Source organism: Mycobacterium yunnanensis (assembly GCF_025823185.1).
Classification (GTDB): domain Bacteria; phylum Actinomycetota; class Actinomycetes; order Mycobacteriales; family Mycobacteriaceae; genus Mycobacterium; species Mycobacterium yunnanensis.
This window is the reverse complement of record NZ_JACKVK010000001.1, coordinates 55,291-71,925: the sequence shown is the minus strand read 5'-3', so window position 1 is coordinate 71,925 and position 16,635 is coordinate 55,291. Positions and strand designations below refer to the sequence as shown.

General features: G+C 67.5%; 16 protein-coding genes. 5 read left to right on the top strand and 11 right to left on the bottom strand.

Annotated elements, in window-relative coordinates:
* Nucleotides 1-8: 8 nt before the first annotated feature.
* Nucleotides 9-665 carry a hypothetical protein gene (locus tag H7K45_RS00345; protein WP_263993716.1) on the top strand — a complete coding sequence of 219 codons (657 nt, stop codon included), beginning with the start codon at nt 9-11 and terminating at the stop codon, nt 663-665.
* Nucleotides 666-667: 2 nt separating this feature from the next.
* On the opposite strand, the gene H7K45_RS00340 is transcribed toward H7K45_RS00345, so the two are convergent.
* Nucleotides 668-1,198 (bottom strand): gamma carbonic anhydrase family protein, encoded by a 531-nt coding sequence (locus H7K45_RS00340; protein ID WP_263993715.1) that lies wholly within the window; start codon nt 1,196-1,198, stop codon nt 668-670.
* A 120-nt stretch (nt 1,199-1,318) separates the two neighbouring features.
* Here H7K45_RS00340 and H7K45_RS00335 point away from each other — a divergent pair, with 120 nt between their 5' ends.
* A complete protein-coding gene (locus H7K45_RS00335; protein WP_372512489.1) occupies nt 1,319-2,452 on the top strand; it encodes a 3-ketosteroid-9-alpha-monooxygenase, oxygenase component in 1,134 nt (377 codons plus the stop codon).
* Complete coding sequence (locus tag H7K45_RS00330; protein WP_263993713.1) at nt 2,449-2,898, top strand: hypothetical protein; 450 nt, start codon at nt 2,449-2,451, stop codon at nt 2,896-2,898. The genes H7K45_RS00335 and H7K45_RS00330 overlap by 4 nt, the downstream gene beginning before the upstream one ends.
* Nucleotides 2,899-2,910: 12 nt before the next feature.
* On the opposite strand, the gene H7K45_RS00325 is transcribed toward H7K45_RS00330, so the two are convergent.
* From H7K45_RS00325 to H7K45_RS00315, 3 genes are read right to left on the bottom strand one after another with little or no spacing between them, the layout of a single operon-like run.
* Nucleotides 2,911-4,050, bottom strand: a complete 1,140-nt coding sequence (locus tag H7K45_RS00325) for a sulfotransferase family protein (RefSeq protein ID WP_263993712.1) — start codon at nt 4,048-4,050, stop codon at nt 2,911-2,913.
* Nucleotides 4,047-4,829 (bottom strand): SDR family oxidoreductase, encoded by a 783-nt coding sequence (locus tag H7K45_RS00320; RefSeq protein WP_263993711.1) that lies wholly within the window; start codon nt 4,827-4,829, stop codon nt 4,047-4,049. Before H7K45_RS00320 ends, H7K45_RS00325 begins: the two co-directional genes overlap by 4 nt.
* A 1-nt stretch (nt 4,830) precedes the next feature.
* A complete protein-coding gene (locus H7K45_RS00315) occupies nt 4,831-5,958 on the bottom strand; it encodes a hypothetical protein (RefSeq protein WP_263994218.1) in 1,128 nt (375 codons plus the stop codon).
* Between the two features lie 124 nt (nt 5,959-6,082).
* Here H7K45_RS00315 and H7K45_RS00310 point away from each other — a divergent pair, with 124 nt between their 5' ends.
* Nucleotides 6,083-6,976 carry an IclR family transcriptional regulator gene (locus H7K45_RS00310; protein ID WP_263993710.1) on the top strand — a complete coding sequence of 298 codons (894 nt, stop codon included), beginning with the start codon at nt 6,083-6,085 and terminating at the stop codon, nt 6,974-6,976.
* 115 nt (nt 6,977-7,091) lie between these two features.
* On the top strand, nt 7,092-8,780 hold the full coding sequence (locus H7K45_RS00305; protein ID WP_263993709.1) for a DUF222 domain-containing protein: 1,689 nt from the start codon (nt 7,092-7,094) through the stop codon (nt 8,778-8,780).
* On the opposite strand, the gene H7K45_RS00300 is transcribed toward H7K45_RS00305, so the two are convergent.
* From H7K45_RS00300 to H7K45_RS00270, 7 genes are read right to left on the bottom strand one after another with little or no spacing between them, the layout of a single operon-like run.
* Nucleotides 8,777-10,891: a RecQ family ATP-dependent DNA helicase gene (locus H7K45_RS00300; RefSeq protein WP_263993708.1), complete on the bottom strand. Its 2,115-nt coding sequence runs from the start codon at nt 10,889-10,891 to the stop codon at nt 8,777-8,779. The genes H7K45_RS00305 and H7K45_RS00300 overlap by 4 nt on opposite strands.
* A gap of 31 nt (nt 10,892-10,922) precedes the next feature.
* Nucleotides 10,923-12,107, bottom strand: coding sequence for a serine hydrolase domain-containing protein (locus H7K45_RS00295; RefSeq protein ID WP_263993707.1), 1,185 nt, complete (start codon nt 12,105-12,107; stop codon nt 10,923-10,925).
* Nucleotides 12,097-12,822: a TIGR03943 family putative permease subunit gene (locus H7K45_RS00290; RefSeq protein WP_263993705.1), complete on the bottom strand. Its 726-nt coding sequence runs from the start codon at nt 12,820-12,822 to the stop codon at nt 12,097-12,099. Before H7K45_RS00290 ends, H7K45_RS00295 begins: the two co-directional genes overlap by 11 nt.
* Nucleotides 12,819-13,811, bottom strand: a complete 993-nt coding sequence (locus H7K45_RS00285) for a permease (protein WP_263993704.1) — start codon at nt 13,809-13,811, stop codon at nt 12,819-12,821. The genes H7K45_RS00290 and H7K45_RS00285 overlap by 4 nt, the downstream gene beginning before the upstream one ends.
* A gap of 25 nt (nt 13,812-13,836) precedes the next feature.
* The gene (dmpG, locus tag H7K45_RS00280; RefSeq protein ID WP_263993702.1) at nt 13,837-14,883 is read right to left on the bottom strand and encodes a 4-hydroxy-2-oxovalerate aldolase; all 1,047 of its coding nucleotides are present in this window, start codon (nt 14,881-14,883) and stop codon (nt 13,837-13,839) included.
* Nucleotides 14,880-15,797, bottom strand: a complete 918-nt coding sequence (locus tag H7K45_RS00275) for an acetaldehyde dehydrogenase (acetylating) (protein WP_263993700.1) — start codon at nt 15,795-15,797, stop codon at nt 14,880-14,882. Before H7K45_RS00275 ends, dmpG begins: the two co-directional genes overlap by 4 nt.
* Before the next feature lie 13 nt (nt 15,798-15,810).
* On the bottom strand, nt 15,811-16,596 hold the full coding sequence (locus H7K45_RS00270; RefSeq protein WP_263993699.1) for a 2-keto-4-pentenoate hydratase: 786 nt from the start codon (nt 16,594-16,596) through the stop codon (nt 15,811-15,813).
* Between the last annotated feature and the right edge of the window lie 39 nt (nt 16,597-16,635).

Sequence of the window (16,635 nt, the reverse complement as noted above, 5' to 3'; positions counted from 1 at the left end):
GGAGGGGGATGTCGTTCTCCAACCCGCGCGCGCTCCTGCCCACGTTCTTCCTCGCCGTCGTGTCGACCGTCCTGGTCGTCGGAGTCGGCGGTTGTACGCCCCCCGACAACGGCAGCGGGACGACCGCGCAGAGCAGCACTGCGCCCACCCTGCCGACCATCCCCTACGCGCCGACCACGTCGACGACGACTGCGGCGTCGGCCGACGTCGACTACCGCAGCTTGCTCCTGACGGCTTCCGACCTCACCGACGCCGAAGACACGTTCGTAGAGCGCTCGCGGGAGTCGCAGCCCGACGGCAGCCCGGGTGCCAGCGCCTTCTTCGTCAACGGGGATGACAACCGGGCGATCATCGACACCTTCATGGTCTATCCGGACGCGGCGACGGCCACTTCCACCTTGAAGCAGGCGGCAGGCACCCTGCCGACGCTGGTTACGGGCGGCCAACCGCAGCCGTTCCCCGTCGGCACCGACGGGGTGGTCGTGTCCGGTACGGCGCCCGACCAGGACAAGGCGATCACGCTGATCTTCTTCGCCGAAGGCAAGGCGTTGGTCCGGCTGGAGTTCCAGAGCGCGGTCGGTGACGACACGACGAGTCAGTTCGTGACCAACGTCGCGAAGATGCAGCAGATCGCCCTTCGAGTCGGATTGCCCGACGCGAAGTAGACCTACGGGTCGATCGGCTCCAGACCGTCGAGGTAACGCCGCGCCAGCTCCTGGTAGGCCGCGGGATTGGCGTCGACCCATAGTTCGGCGCCCGTGCCCGCGATCGGGCCGCGGACCTTGGCCGGCGATCCGGTGACGAACACCTCGTCGGGAATCTTGGTGCCGCCGGTGACCAGGGAATGCGCGGCGACCAGGCTGCGCCTGCCGACCACGGCCCCGTCGAGCACGGTCGCGTGGTTGGCGATGACCGCCTCCTGGCCGACGTGGACGCCGTGGATGACGCAGGCGTGCGCGATGGTCGCACCGGGTCCGATGTCCACCGGGATGCCCGGCGGTGCGTGCAGCACGCTGCAGTCCTGCACGTTGGCACCCTCGCGGACGATGATGGGAGCGAAGTCGGCCCTGAGCACGGCGTTGAACCACACCGATGCACCCGCCGCCACGTGGACGTCGCCGATCAGGGTGGCGGTCGGAGCCACGAAGGCACCGGGGTCCACGACGGGTGACCGGCCTTCGAAGGCAAACAGCGGCATCGTCTAGATATACCTCAGCCAGCGACACTCACATTGCGCGTACTGCGCCGAAAACTGTAACGTGTTCTAGTTAGAGGGCAATCGAACGGGAGGCCAACCGTGAGTACCGAGACAACCGCGGTGTCCGCGAACATTCGCGAGATCGACACCGGAGCTCTGCCGGACCGCTACGCGCGGGGTTGGCACTGCCTCGGACCGGTCGCCAACTTTGCCGACGGCTCGCCGCACTCGGTCGAGATATTCGGCACCAAGCTGGTGGTCTTCGCCGATTCGCACGGTGACCTCAAGATCCTCGACGGCTACTGCCGCCACATGGGCGGGGACCTGTCGCAGGGCACGGTCAAGGGCGACGAGGTCGCCTGCCCGTTCCACGACTGGCGGTGGGGCGGCGATGGCAAGTGCAAGCTGGTGCCCTACGCCAAGCGCACCCCTCGGCTGGCCCGCACGCGCGCCTGGGAGACCGACGTCCGCAATGGGCTGCTCTACGTCTGGCACGACCACGAGGGCAATCCACCGCCGCCGGAGCTGCGCATCCCGGAGCTGCCCGAGTACGGCAGCGCCGACTGGACGGACTGGCGCTGGAACTCGATGCTCATCGAGGGTTCCAACTGCCGCGAGATCATCGACAACGTCACCGACATGGCGCACTTCTTCTACATCCACTTCGGCTTGCCGACGTACTTCAAGAACGTCTTCGAGGGCCACGTCGCCTCGCAGTATCTGCACAACGTGGGCAGGCCCGACGTCGACGACCTCGGCACCGCCTACGGCGAGGCGCATCTCGACTCCGAGGCGTCGTACTTCGGCCCGTCGTTCATGATCAACTGGCTGCACAACAATTACGGCGGCTTCAAGGCCGAGTCCATCCTGATCAACTGCCATTACCCCGTCACACAGGATTCGTTCGTCCTGCAGTGGGGCGTCATCGTCGAGAAGCCCAAGGGCATGGACGAGAAGATGACCGAGAAGCTGTCCAAGGCGTTCACCGAGGGCGTCAGCAAGGGCTTCCTGCAGGACGTGGAGATCTGGAAGCACAAGACCCGGATCGACAATCCGCTCCTGGTCGAAGAGGACGGCGCGGTCTACCAGATGCGCCGGTGGTACCAGCAGTTCTACGTCGACGTCGCCGACGTCACCGCCGACATGACCGATCGGTTCGAAATCGAGGTGGACACCACGGCGGCCAACGAGAAGTGGGCCGTGGAAGTCGACGAGAATCTGCGCAAACGCGCGGAGGAACAGCCGGCGACATGACCGACGCGCCGGATGCCGACCAGCTGGCGCGCTCCATGCTCTCCCTCCTCGGTCATGATGACGACGAGCATCCCGCCGCGGACGGTCGAGCTGCCGGAACCTGGTCGAAGGCACCGGATTTCGCCTCCGACCCGGCCCGCGCGGCGGCCGTGAAGGAGGCGTCCGCGCGGGACCGCGAGCGCTACCTGACGGCCGGGTTGGTCCCGGTCGACTGCCGGTTCTGCCACGTCACCGTGGCCGTCAAGAAGCTTGGTCCGCAACACACCGCCGTGCAGTGGAGTTCGGAGGCCACCGCGCGCTGCGCAACGTTCGCCGAGGTGCGGGCCTCCGGCGGAGACAGCAGTCGCGCCCGGTCGTGCCCCCGACTCACCGACAGCATCCGCCACGCCGTCGCCGAGGGTTGTCTCGAGGAGCAGTCGACCGCACCGTCACCCGGCGACGGCTAGTCCACTTCTCGGCTACAGCCCCGCGAAGCGTTCCTTGACCTGCTCGTCGGTCAGCCCATAGTCGGCCAGGGAGTAGGTGTGCTTGGGCGCCCGCGGACCTTGCTGACTCTCGGCGTGCATCGCCATCATCGACTCCCGTGCGGCGTCGGTGAATTCGAGCCCAAACTGCCGGTAGATCTTCTCGACGACTGGGATCGGATCCTTGATGAACTCGAAGTAGTCCAGGTCGTAGAACTGCGCCGCATCGTGTTTGGCCCGCTCGGCGTTGAACAACTCGAGCCCACGCGACCAGGTCTCCAGGGAGTCCTGTCCGATGACGTCACCGGTGAAGACGGTCGACCAGCCCTCGGTCGTGTGCTGCGCCAGCGAGCACATCGACGCCATGATCGTCTCGGCAGGCCGATGGCACTGCACCACCAACGCGTCGGGGTACGTGGCGAACAGTGCGTCGAGGGCGAACAGGTGGCTTGGATTCTTCAACACCCAGCGCTTGTCGGCGTCGTTCAGCCCGATCAGCTGGAGGTTCTTCCGATGACGCTCATAGGGTTTGGTCCAGTCCTGCTGGGAAAGCCATCGCGAGTAGGTAGGTACGTGCGCCAGCGTCTCGTAGGAGACCGAGTGCAATGACTGGCGGAGCAGTTGCCAGCATTCCTCCACTTCGTCGGCCGTCATGTAGTGCAGTCCGGTGTAGTCCGGGTTCTCCTCGTGCGCCTTGCTGAACTGCGCGTCGAGCCGTTGAAACACCGGGTTGTCCGACCAGGTCTCGCGCGGCGGCCGGGGCTGCGGGAACTCGGCCAGCCACAGCTCGAGCCCCTGGTGCGCGGGATCGGCGGTCAGCAGGCGGTGGATGGCAGTGGTTCCGGTGCGCGGCAGCCCGGTGACGAAGATCGGACGCTCGACCGGCACGTCCACGTGCTGCGGGTACTGCTCGAAGGCCGCCTCCGACACCAGCCTGGCCACCAGGGCGTTGCGGACGAAGAAGCGTTGCATCTTGCTGCCGAATTCGGTCAGTTCGGCGTCGCGGGCGAACGAATCCAGCAGCACGCCAAGGGCTTCGCGATAGTTGTCGTCGTCCACCCCGAAGTCCTCGAGCCCACAGGCCTTCACCGCCGAAGCGTGAAGGTCGTCGACCGTTCCCACGTTGGTCCTCATGCCTTGTACTCCCCGCAGTTGACGTCGAGGGCCTGGCCGGTGATGCCGCTGGACAGATCGCTCGCCATGAACAGGATCGCCGAGGCGACCTCATCCTCGGTGGGCAGCCGCTTGAGGTCGCTGTTGACCGCTGCCGCCTTGTAGATGTCGTCGACGGTGGTGCCGTACTTGCTTGCCTGATGTTCGAAGTAGCCCTGCAGTGTGCCGCCCCAGATATAGCCCGGCAGAATGGAATTGACGCGGATGCCGTCGTCACCAAGCTCGGTAGCCAGGGATTGCGACATCGCCAGCAGGGCCGATTTCGCCATCTTGTACGCCCCGTACTTGGCCTGAGAATGGCGGACCACCATCGAGTTGACGTTGACGATCGACCCCTTCGACTCGGCCAATGCCGGGGTGAAGCCCTGAATCATGCGCAGGGCGCCGAAGACCGTCAACTCGATTGCGTCCCGCATGTGCTCGAAGGTCGTGTCGGCCAGCGGCCGCATCGACGGCACGCGAAATGCGTTGTTGACCAACACGTCCACTCGACCGTAGGCCGAGAGTGACTGCTCTACGAGATTGCCCACCTGAGCTTCGTCGGTGATGTCGGTGCCCACCGACAGAGCGCGGCGGCCCAGGTCCGTGACCTGCTTGGCGACGTCGTCGAGCCGCTCCACGGTGCGCGCGGCGAGAACCAGATCGGCCCCCTGTTCGGCGCACCGCCTGGCGAGCGTCGTCCCCAGCGCGGGTCCGACACCGCTGATGACGACGACCTTGTCCTCGAGAAGTCCGGCCATGCTATCCCACCATCCTTTCGCCAATTTGGCGCTGCCGAAGGGCAATTCGCGCCCTCCAGTCGTCGTCGGAGATCCGGTTGTCGTCGTAGTACGGGAGCGCGCTGGGGACGTCGGCGACGTCGAGCAGCTCGACGGTGGGTCCGTCGGCCTCGGTCAGCTGACGGGACACCCGCTGCCAGCGGAACTGCAGATAGCCCTTCCGATGGCCGAGCGTCTCCACCCAGTTGACGACGCCCGGATTGCGGTCGGAGACGACGATGCGAATCTTGTCGTCCGGATCTGCCTGCGCCTGCGTGCCGTTGAGTGAGGTCTGATGGTTGATGTAGTCCAGCGAGATGTACCACAGACTGCCCAGCTGGAAGCCGAGGTAGGGCGCATCGGTGACGGGCAGGGTGATGAGCAGCGCCTGGTCCTCCGCCAAGTCGAACTGTCCGGCGGAGGAGTACTGCGTCGCCAGGCCACCGGGGGTCAGCCGCGGTGAGACCATGGAGTTGGCGGGGGCGTCGGTGTAGAACCATTGCGGAAACTGCAGCCACGTCTTGACGCGTTGCACCAGTTGCTTGCCGGCGACGGCGTAGCGCTTTTCGATCAACTCCTTGGTCAACGCCGGTGGTGCCGTGCCTTCGGTGTCCGTGCGGGCGATGGCGAAGGTGCCCCGCTTCGCGGACCAATCGTTGTAGACCTCGCGGATTACCAACTGCGCGGGCGTGGCTGGCGTGAAGCGCCACTCGAAGGTGCCGTCGGAGGCGATGTCGAGCTTGCGGTCGTCGAAGGCGGTCTCGCTGTCGGGTACTTCGGAGTCGGTGTACTCGCCACCCAGCAACTGGAAGCTGACGTCGGTGGTGGTACCGCGCGTGCCGGTCACGACATACTCGTGCCCGGGCTGAACCCGAGTGCCGAAGTACATGGTGTCGGGATTGTCCAGCCCCATCTTGGTGAACGGCCCAGTGCCGCTGTGCAGGAACGGGTGGTCCCTGTCGTAGTCGAATGCGACGTGGGTGCAGCCAGAGATGCAGCCGGCGAGGTACTGCAGTCCCTCGAGCAGGTCGGCCTCGGATTCGATGAATGGCGCTGCGGCGACGAGCTTCTCGGCCTCTGCTATGGCGTCGGCCAACGGCTGTGCGTACATGTGAACTGCGGCCTCCCGGTGATCCCGATGCATCAGCGGTCCATTATTGGACCGACCTGGTACATTTACCGACCTGACACTAGAACGTGTTCCAATTCGAGTCAACGTGCAGGAGGGCGGCCTCGTGACCGACAGGACGTCACCCCCGACGCAACGGGTCATCGCGATCCTCGACTTCCTGGCGCGGCATCCGCACGATCGGTTCGGGTTGTCCGATCTGGCCCGCCGTGTCGAGCTGAGCAAGCCGACCTGCCTCGGCATCCTGACCACGTTGGTCGACTCCGACTACCTGATCCGCGACGGCCAGGACAAGACCTACCGCCTGGGACCGCGTCTCATCTCCCTTGGACACACCGCACAGGAGTCGATGCGCGTGAGCCCCACAGCGCGTGACGAATTGACCCGTCTGGCCTCTGCCTACGACACCACCGCCGCGTTGTCCGCGGTGATCGACGACCGCATCACCCTGCTGGAGTTGGTCGGCTCGCAGAGCGCGGACGTCGGGGTGCGGGTGGGCCAAAGCTATCCATTCGCCCCACCGGTCGGGTTGATGTTCGTGCTGTGGGACGACGAGGCGCTGCGCAGTTGGCTGGCCAAGGAGCCGACCATTCCGCTGCGCACCGACTCCGAACGCCTCGACCGGGTGGTGACCGAATGCCGGCGGGAGGGGTATCTGGTCGAGCGGCTAACCCCCAGTGGGCGTCGGCTCTACGCCCTGATGGCCGGCATGTCGAGCACCATGCCGCAGGAATTGCGCGCGTTGCTGGGCGAGATGATCTCCGACATCGGCGAGCGGGTCTACCTCAGCAGTGAGGTGTCGGCGGCTGGGCCGGGGCGGTCGAGGCGGCATGACATCAGCGTCATCTCCGCCCCCGTCTTCGATCACCACCGCAGGCAGGCGATGGTGATGTCACTTCAGATCGGTCGGGCGCTGACGGATACCGAGATCACCAAGCGTGCGCGCAGTCTGATCGCGAGTGCGCAGGTTTTGACCGCGCAGCTGGGCGGGCTCGTCTAGCACTCGCCACCGACATTTCCGGGGCCCGGGGCGGAGTTGTCCACACTGCGGCGTTCATCCACAGAATGCATGTAGCAGAACAACTTTCGTCGGTGGTGAGGCCTAAACTGGGTTCATGTTCGACGATCTGGTCAACGCGACGACCGGCACCCGCGGCGCCGGGGCCCTGTCGACGTGGTCGCGAGTGGAGAACGCGGCCTGCGCTCACCGGGTCGCGACGATGGCCGCCATGCTCGACGAGGCCCATGCGCTGTCCGGGTCCGCCGATCGCGACCAGTGGTGCCTGGACAACCTCGACGCCGTCGCCGCCCACATCGGCGCCGCCCAGAACATCACCCCCGGCACGGCCTCTCACCAACTGTTGATCGCGGTGGCGTTGCACGACCGGTTCCCCCGCGTGGCCGCGGTGTTCGCCGAGGGGTTGATCACGTATGCGTTGGTGAAGACTGTCGTGCACCGCGGGGCCCTGGTCATCGACCCCGACGCCCTACGTGCACTCGACGGCCTGCTGGCTGAGGCATTCGGCGACTGGGAACCGAGGTCGGTCGACAAGACCGAGAAGGCCATCGACGTCTTCGTCCACCAGGTCGACCCGCACGCCGTGCGCCGCAGCGAGACGAAGGCCCGAGGCCGGTCGGTGGAGGTGCACATCGAGGAGGACGGCAGCGGAATGGCCACGGTGTTGGCCACCCTGTTCGCCCACGACGCCAAGGCATTCGAAACACGATTGAAGAACCTGGCCGCCACCGTGTGCCCGGCCGACCCCCGAACCGCCGACCAACTCCGCGCCGACGCCATCGGGGCCATCGGGACCGACCGCATGGCGTGCCTGTGCGGCGCCGATGACTGCGCGGCCGCGCAGAACCCGCCCGCCACCGGCGTGGTGGTCTACGTTATTGCCAGCGAAGAGACGTTGGCTGATCCGACCGCGACGCCCGAGTCCGAGCCGCCTGCGCCACGGCCCGAGAGCCCCGCGCCGCGACCGGAAGCCCCCAAAGAGGCCGACGCCGAGGAGTCCACCGCGCCAGCCCTCGACAAAGCAGATGCCTCGCCGAAATCCGATGATCTTGCGCCTCAGGGCGAGTCGCCGCCGACCAGGCCCACTCCCTCCTCAGCGGCCGATGAGCGAGCCGCCATCGACGGGGAAGAGCCACCGCTCTTCGACAAGCCCCTTCGCGACCTCACCCTTACCGAGGCCCTCACCCCGGCACCCGGATACTTCGCGAAGCTACGCCCCGCGGCGATGATGGGAGGCCAATTCCTCCCCGGTGCCGTCGCGTGCCGCGCCGCCATTGGGGCCACCATCACCCGGATCGTGCACCCCGGGCAAGCCCCGCCGGAGAACCGGTACCGACCATCCAAGAAGCTGGCCGACTTCATTCGCTGCCGCGACATGACCTGCCGCTTCCCGGGCTGCCGCGTGCCCGCCACCCAGACCGACATCGACCATACGATTCCGTGGCCGCACGGACCGACTGCCGCGTCCAACCTCAAGTGCGTCTGCCGTCGACACCACTTGCTCAAGACCTTTTGGGGTGGTGAGAATGGTTGGCGCGACAGACAACTCGAGGACGGCACCGTCATCTGGACCGCACCCGACGGACGAGAGTTCGTCACCACACCGGGCAGCCGGCTGCTGTTGCCCGAACTATCTAGACCCACCGCCACGGTCACGACGAACGGACGACCCACGCCGCACACGGCCGGGCTCACCATGCCGCAGCGCAGCACCACCCGCCCCCAAGACCACGCGGACCGCGTCCGACGCGAACGCGAAGACGAACGCGAACCCGGCGGGCACTAGCTGGTGCTGGCCAGCGCGAACGGCAGCACCTCCGACGCCCCCGCCGACCTGACGACGCGCGCCGCCATGGTGATGGTCCAGCCGGTGTCGGTCATGTCGTCGACCAACAACACAGGCCCACCCGCACCGGCGATGACAGCGGGATCTGGTGCGAGCCAACCACCGTCGAGCGACGCCACGCGGTAGGCGGAGTTGGCAGCCGTCACCGGTCGGCGCTCCGGCGCGTACTGCAGCGTCCCGAGGTCGGTCAACCGCCCGAGCCGCGCCAGCTCTCGAGCCAGCGAACCGATCAAGACCGGGTGTCGATCGGAGTCCATTGCGAGCACGGCGGTCGGCCGGGTCGTCCAGTTCCACGACGCCAGTACCTTCACCGCCGCCTGCACCACCTCCTGGGGCACCTCGGCGTCCGGCTCGTCGAGCAGGCGGCGCAGCCGCGCCCCCCAACCCAGATCGGTCAGCCGTCCGATGACCCGCCCCGGCTCCGGACCGTCGCCGATCTTGCCGCTCAGCTGGACCCCGAGCTTCGCCAGGCCGGAGGGCCACTGCTTGCGCGGCGCGATCTCGACGCCAGGGCGCATCAACCGCTGGCGGGTGTCCTCCGCCGACGAGGGGTCTACCGAGGCGTCGTACCGCTTGCCGGTGCAGTTGTCGCAACGACCGCACCGTTCACCGTCGCCGAGTTCCGGGTCGTCGAGCTGACCCCGGAGGAAGGCCATCCGGCAGCCCTCGGTGACCTGGTAGTCGAGCATCGCCTGTTGCTCGCGCTTGCGGGCCTCGTCGAGCTTTCGATAACGGGCCTCGTCGTACTCCCACGGCACGCCGGTGCCGATCCAGCCGCCCTTCACCCGCCGCACCGCACCGTCGACGTCGAGCACCTTGAGCACCATCTCCAGCCGGGTCCGCCCCAGGTCGACCAGCGGTTCCAGCGCGGGCGTGGACTGCGGCCGCTCGGGCTCGAGTGCGTCGATCACGTTGCGCACCATGGCCTCCGACGGGAATGCGACCGACGAGAAGTAGCGCCACACGTCCTGATCTTCGTGACCCGGCAACAGCACCACCTCGGCACTGGCCGTCGAGCGGCCCGCGCGGCCCACCTGCTGGTAGTACGCGATCGGCGAGGACGGCGCACCCAGGTGCACGACGAATCCCAGATCCGGCTTGTCGAAACCCATTCCAAGGGCCGACGTCGCGATCAACGCCTTGACGCGATTGCCCAACAGGTCGGCTTCGAGCTGCTCGCGCTCGGAGGTCTCGGTGGCTCCGGTGTAGGCCGCGACGGGGTGTCCCTGATCGCGCAACAGTGCCGCGACGTCGTTGGCCTGCGCCACGGTCAGTGTGTAGACGATTCCCGAACCCGGCAGCGAATCGATATGCGCGGCAAGCCACGCCGCACGCTGGGCCGGGTTGCCCGCTTTGACGACCGACAGCCGCAACGACTCGCGGTCCAGCCCACCGCGCAACACCAGCGTGTCCTGAGCCCCATCTTGCTCCTCACGTGCGCGGCCACCCACCCCGAGCTGGCTCGCCACGTCGTCGACCACGCGGTCGTTGGCGGTGGCCGTGGTGGCGAGCACCGGGACGTCGGTGCCCAGCTCGGCGATCAGTGTGCGAATGCGGCGGTAGTCCGGCCGGAAGTCGTGGCCCCAGTCCGACACGCAGTGCGCCTCGTCGACGACCACCAGCCCGGCGTCGTGTGCCAGGGCGGGCAGCACCTGGTCGCGAAAGTCTGGATTGTTCAACCGCTCTGGGCTCACCAGCAGCACGTCGAGGTCACCGGTGCGCACTCGCTCGTGGACGTCGGCCCAATCGGTGACGTTGCTCGAGTTGATGGTGGCCGCACGGACGCCGGCCCGGTCGGCCGCCTGTACCTGGTTGCGCATCAGCGCCAGCAGCGGCGAGACGATTACCGTCGGGCCGTGGCCGGTGGCCCGCAGCAGCTTGGCGGCGATGAAGTACACCGCCGACTTGCCCCAGCCGGTGCGTTGCACGACCAGCGCGCGGCGGCGCTGCACGACGAGTGCCTCGATTGCGGTCCACTGATCGTCGCGCAGGACGGCCTGGGGCCCGGCCAGCTGCTCGAGGATGGTCTGCGCCTGCTCGCGGGTCACCATGAAGTACATGGTGCCGGTACGGTCCGACGCGCTAGAGACCGAGGCACCGTCGCAGCGCCGCGGACAGGTTGTTCGCGCGGTGATCACGCGGCGCGATGAGGTTGTTGACGTAGCCGAAGCCCGTCCTGCTCTCGGCGTCGGCGAAGCCGAGGCTGCCGCTGGCGCCGTCGTGTCCGAACGACGACTTCGAGAGCAACGGGCGAAACGGAATTCCGTCGACCAGGAACCCCGTGGAGAAGCGGATTCCCGGCGGGCTGAGCGCGGCCGACCAGCCGTCGCCCACCGAGCGCACGGTGACCGCGTCGGCGATCGACGCCTCGGACAGCAGGGGCGCGCCGGTCACGGGGGCCACCGCCGAGGCGTAGATCGTCGCCAGAGCGCGAGCGTCGAGGATGCCGTTGGCGGCGGGAATCTGCGCGGCGTGCACGGCTGGGGTGTTGAAGTCCCCCGCACACCCGTCGATCAACGAGAACGGAAATGCCGAACCCAGGGTGACGGCGCGGACGGCGGGCCCCTTTCCGATGCGCCGCAGGATGGCCGGCATCGCGCGGTAGCCGGTCCTCAGCAGGCGCGATCGTGGGGCGTGCATCCGGGCCACCCGGTGCTCCACGTCCGCAGGCACTCCGATCCAGGCGTCCACCCCGAGTCGATCGGTGAAGTACGCACGCAGCAGCGCTCCCGGCATCATCCCGGTCGCCCGGCGCAGGATTTCGCCGGTGAGCCAGCCGAACGTCAGCGCGTGATAGGCGAACGCCGTGCCCGGGGTCCACAGCGGGCGCTGCGCCTCGATCGCGCGGATCACCGGATCCCAGGCCAGCACGTCGTCCAGGGTTAAATCGGCGTCGAGTGCCATCAGACCCGCGCGATGGGCGAACACGTCGCGAATCACGATGTCCTGCTTGCCCCCTGCGGCGAACTCCGGCCATACCGAAGTGACGGGGGCGTCGAAGTCCAGCAGCCCACGCTGATGCGCAAGGTAACCGCACAGCGCCATCAGCCCCTTGGTGACCGAGAAGCCGACGGTCAGCGTGTCGGCCGTCCACCGCCGCCCGGTGTGCGCGTCGGCGACGCCGCCGTGCAGGTCGACCACCAGCCGGCCGTCGTGGTGCACCGCGCACGCGGCACCGATCTCCGGTCCGCGACGGAAGTTGTCGGCGAACGCGTCGGCGACCGGACCGAAGCCTTCGTCGGCGAATCCGGTGACGTCAGTAGGCATAGGTGTTGGCCGGCTTCTCGACGGGCGTGACGCTGGTGACCGTCATGGTCGGGATGTACCCGTCGTTCGCATGGGATGACCCTGGCACGATCTGACCTTCGATCTTCAACCAGGTGTCCTCGGGGTGCTCGGCGGCGGTCGACGCCTCCGGTCCGGTCAGGTGTACGCGGGCGAGCTGCGCGTCGGCCGCGCAGCACACGATCACCACGCGCCCAAGGTCGACGCCTCCCGATTGGTGCAGCGTGAATCCGGTCAGTGTGATCGACCGTCCGGCAAGGGAATTCGTCGAGTCGGCGGCGGCCCGCATCACCACCTCGGGTAGCGACACCGTCGGCGCGTCACCGGGGGGCAGCGGCGGAAAGGCACGCCGCTGCGGTGCGCTCACGGCCGCCGGGGTCGCACCGCGGGCGTCGAGCGCAGGCGGGACGACGAAGGCCACCATGGCGATGGGGATCAACAGCAGCCAACCCAGCCACGGTTGGTGCCGGTGACCGTGCTCATCGTGGTCGTGGTCGTGGTCGTGGTCGTGGGCCGAGGCCTGGCGGAGATCGCGCGCGATGGAGACCGCGCCGAGTACCACCAGCGCGGCCGACGCCACTGCCAGCCACGGCAGCAGGCCGGGCTTGACGTAGTTCAGATAGGTGCCCTTGACCAGCATCACCGCGGTGCTCAGCCCGACGAGCAACAGCACCAGGTTCTGCGTGCTCCGGTTCACGCGCCACCACCCAGGATCGCCAATCCGACGATGGTCGCGACGACGCTCGCCACGACCAACGTGGCCGGCCCGAAGCGCACCGCGAACGGGCGGCCGAACATACCCGCGTGCATCGCCGACAGCTTCACGTCGAACGCCGGGCCGACCACGAGGAACACCAACCGCGGCACCAGCGGAACCATCGTCAGGCTCGCGACGACGAACGCGTCGGCCTCCGAGCACAGGGCCAGGACCGCGGCGAGCAGAGCCATCGTCACCACCCCGACGACGAGGTGGCCCGCGAGATGCTCGAACATCCACGCAGGCACCAGCACGTGCAGTGCCGCCGCCGCGGCCGCCCCCACCACCAGGTACGACGCTGCCTGCAAGAAGTCGTGCCGCGCCGCCTCGGTGAACACGACCCACCTCGACGATCCGTCGGGCGCCGCCTCGGGCAGATCACGCGTCACCCACTCGTCCTTGCCGAAGCGCGACCACAGCAGACCCATGACGACGGCGGTCACCAGCGAGGCCACGCACCGCGCGAGCACCATCGCCGGCTGCCCGGGGAACGCCACTGCCGTCGCGACGAGCACCACCGGATTGATCGCGGGCGCCGACAGCATGAAGGTCAGCGCGGCCGCACCGTTGGTGCCCGGGCCGAACAACCTCCTGGCGACCGGAACCGAACCGCATTCGCATCCGGGGAGGGCGGCACCGCCGACGCCGGCCACGGCCACCGCCAGGGCCGGCCGACGGGGCAGCCACCGCTGCAGTCGTTCGGCGCTGACGAACGCCGCGATCAACCCGCTGACCACCACACCGAGCACCAAGAACGGAAGGGCCTGGACGAAGACTCCGCAGAACACCGTCGCGGAGGTCCGCAACGCCGAGCTGTTGGCGACGAAGCCGCTGACCACCCCGGCCGACGACGCCAGCACGATCAAGCCGAGCAGCAGTACCTCGAGGGAGCCGACGCGCCGCCGACTCTTGGGTGGGGCCGAAGTCACGGCCCCATCCTGCCGTGGGTTTCTGTCAGGCTTCCTGTTCGCGTTTGAGTTCTAGGGCGATGTCGATGAGTTGGTCTTCCTGACCGCCGATGAGCTTGCGCTGCCCGGCCCGGTGCAACAGCTGATGGGCGGGCACCCCGTAACGGTCGGCCTGACGGATGGCGTGCTTGAGGAAGCTGGAATACACCCCCGAATAGCCCATCACCAACGCGTTGCGGTCCAACAGGCACTCCTGCGGCATCGCCGGGCGCACCACGTCCTCGGCGGCGTCGGCTATCTCGAAGAAGTCGATCCCGGTCTTCACCCCGATCTTGTCGAACACCCCGATCATCGCCTCCACCGGCGCATTACCCGCACCCGCACCGAAGCGCCGGGTGGACCCGTCGATCTGCTTGGCCCCGGCCCGCACCGCCGCCACCGAATTCGCCACCCCAAGCCCCAAGTTCTCGTGACCGTGGAAACCAACCTGAGCATCCGATCCCAATTCGGCGACCAACGCCTCCACCCGCTCGGAGACCCCCTCCAGCACCAGCGCACCCGCGGAATCCACGACGTAGACGCACTGACAGCCCGCGTCGGCCATGATGCGGGCCTGGGCGGCGAGCTTCTCCGGGGGGATGGTGTGGGCCATCATCAGGAAGCCGACGGTCTCCAGGCCGCGGTCGCGGGCGAACCCGAAGTGCTGGACCGACACGTCGGCCTCGGTGCAGTGCGTCGCGATCCGGCAGATCGACCCGCCGTTCTGCTGCGCCTCGGCGATGTCGTCCTTCGTGCCCAACCCCGGCAGCATCAGGAACGCGATCTTCGACGTCGTCGCCGTCCGGGCCGCCAACGCGATGAGCTCCTGCTCCGGGGTCTTGGAGAACCCGTAGTTGAAACTCGACCCCCCCAGGCCGTCGCCGTGGGTGACCTCGATGACCGGCACCCCCGCGGCGTCCAACGCCGCCACGATGGACCGAACCTCCTCGGCGGTGAACTGGTGACGCTTGTGATGGGACCCGTCGCGCAGCGACGTGTCGGTCATCCGCACATCCCACGACGCGTCGAAGTAGACGTCCTCGCTGATGCTCATGCGTGGCCCCCTGTGGTCGCGGCCAGAACTTCTTGGGCGATCTCCTCGCCGACCTTCGTCGCCGCGGCGGTCATGATGTCCAAGTTCCCGGCATACGGCGGCAGATAGTCACCAGCCCCCTCCACCTCCACGAACACCGTCACCAACGCTTGTCCACCCGAGTGCATCGAGGGCGGGTCGAACTGCGGCTCGTTGAGCAACCGGTACCCCGGCACATAGGACTGCACCTGAGCGGCGACGTCGGTGATCGACGCGGTGATCGCATCCTGATCGGCATCCTCCGGGATGGCACAGAAGATGGTGTCGCGCATGATCATCGGCGGTTCGGCCGGGTTGAGGATGATGATCGCCTTGCCCCGAGTGGCGCCGCCGATGACCTCGATGCCCCTGCTGGTGGTCTTGGTGAACTCGTCGATGTTGGCCCGGGTCCCCGGCCCCGCCGACGCACTCGACACCGACGCCACGATCTCGGCATACGGCACCTCCACGACACGGGAGACCGCATGCACCATCGGGATGGTGGCCTGCCCACCACAGGTGACCATGTTCACGTTCGGCGAGTCCAGATGCTCGCGCAGATTCGCCGGGGGGATCACCCCCGGGCCGACCGCCGCCGGGGTGAGGTCGATAGCCCGGATACCGGCCGCCTCGTACTTCGGGGCGGCGTCACGGTGCACGTAGGCACTGGTCGCCTCGAACACCAGATCCGGCTTCTCCGACTGCGCCAACAACCAGTCCACCCCCTCGGCGGAGGTCTCCAACCCCAACTTCCGCGCCCGCGCCAGGCCTTCGCTGTCGGGGTCGATGCCGATCATCCACCGCGGCTCCAACCACTGCGACCGCAGCAGCTTGTACAGCAGGTCGGTACTGATGTTGCCCGACCCCACGATCGCGACCGTTGCCTTGTTTCCCATGACGACGAACTCCTCACTCGAAGGACAAACGGACTGAACCCAGCCCCAGGAAGTCGGCGACGAAGTCGTCACCGGGGCGGGCGTCGATCGCCCGCGTACACGAACCGGGTAACACGACGTCCCCCGCCCGCAACCGCACCCCAAACGAGTCGACCTTGCGGGCCAACCACGCCACCGCGGTCACCGGATTGCCCAACACCGCATCACTGCGGCCTTCGGCGACCACCTCGCCGTTGCGCGTCAACACCGCGTCCACGTTGCGGATGTCGAGATCCTTCGGCGACACCCGGTCGGTGCCCAACACCCACCCCGCCGAGGACGCGTTGTCGGCGATCGTGTCACCCAACTTGATCTTCCAGTCGGTGATCCGGGTGTCGATCAACTCGATCGACGGCGCGAACGCCGCCGTCGCGGCCAACACGTCGTCCTCGGTGCACCCCGCACCCGGCAGGTCGTCGGCCAAGATGAAGCCGACCTCGACCTCGACCCGCGGATACAGGAACGTCCCCGCCGGGACCGGACGTTCCTCGAAGACCTCCATGTCGTCGAGCAGATGTCCATAATCGGGCTCGTCGACGCCCATCATCTGCTGCATCGCCTCCGACGACAGCCCCACCTTGTGTCCGACGACCCGCGCACCGGCGGCCACCCGCGCCCGGATGTTCAGCAGCTGAATCTCATAGGCGTCCACCACGTCCAGGTCGGGGAACCGATCGGTCAACGGCGTCAACGGCACCTTGCTGCGCTCAGCCTCAGCCAACTCCTCGGCCAACTCCGCACGCACTGCAGACGACAACATCGGTGAAGTCCCCTCGTTTCGTCGACCGGCACAGTTGTG

Coding starts and splice junctions, on each gene's coding strand:
- H7K45_RS00300 (WP_263993708.1), bottom strand. CDS start 10,891: ATGGTGACCCGCGAGCAGGCGCAGACCATCCTCGAGCAGCTGGCCGGG.
- H7K45_RS00345 (WP_263993716.1), top strand. CDS start 9: ATGTCGTTCTCCAACCCGCGCGCGCTCCTGCCCACGTTCTTCCTCGCC.
- H7K45_RS00270 (WP_263993699.1), bottom strand. CDS start 16,596: ATGTTGTCGTCTGCAGTGCGTGCGGAGTTGGCCGAGGAGTTGGCTGAG.
- H7K45_RS00315 (WP_263994218.1), bottom strand. CDS start 5,958: ATGTACGCACAGCCGTTGGCCGACGCCATAGCAGAGGCCGAGAAGCTC.
- H7K45_RS00330 (WP_263993713.1), top strand. CDS start 2,449: ATGACCGACGCGCCGGATGCCGACCAGCTGGCGCGCTCCATGCTCTCC.
- H7K45_RS00305 (WP_263993709.1), top strand. CDS start 7,092: ATGTTCGACGATCTGGTCAACGCGACGACCGGCACCCGCGGCGCCGGG.
- H7K45_RS00320 (WP_263993711.1), bottom strand. CDS start 4,829: ATGGCCGGACTTCTCGAGGACAAGGTCGTCGTCATCAGCGGTGTCGGA.
- H7K45_RS00275 (WP_263993700.1), bottom strand. CDS start 15,797: ATGGGAAACAAGGCAACGGTCGCGATCGTGGGGTCGGGCAACATCAGT.
- H7K45_RS00325 (WP_263993712.1), bottom strand. CDS start 4,050: ATGAGGACCAACGTGGGAACGGTCGACGACCTTCACGCTTCGGCGGTG.
- H7K45_RS00340 (WP_263993715.1), bottom strand. CDS start 1,198: ATGCCGCTGTTTGCCTTCGAAGGCCGGTCACCCGTCGTGGACCCCGGT.
- H7K45_RS00295 (WP_263993707.1), bottom strand. CDS start 12,107: ATGCCTACTGACGTCACCGGATTCGCCGACGAAGGCTTCGGTCCGGTC.
- dmpG (WP_263993702.1), bottom strand. CDS start 14,883: ATGAGCATCAGCGAGGACGTCTACTTCGACGCGTCGTGGGATGTGCGG.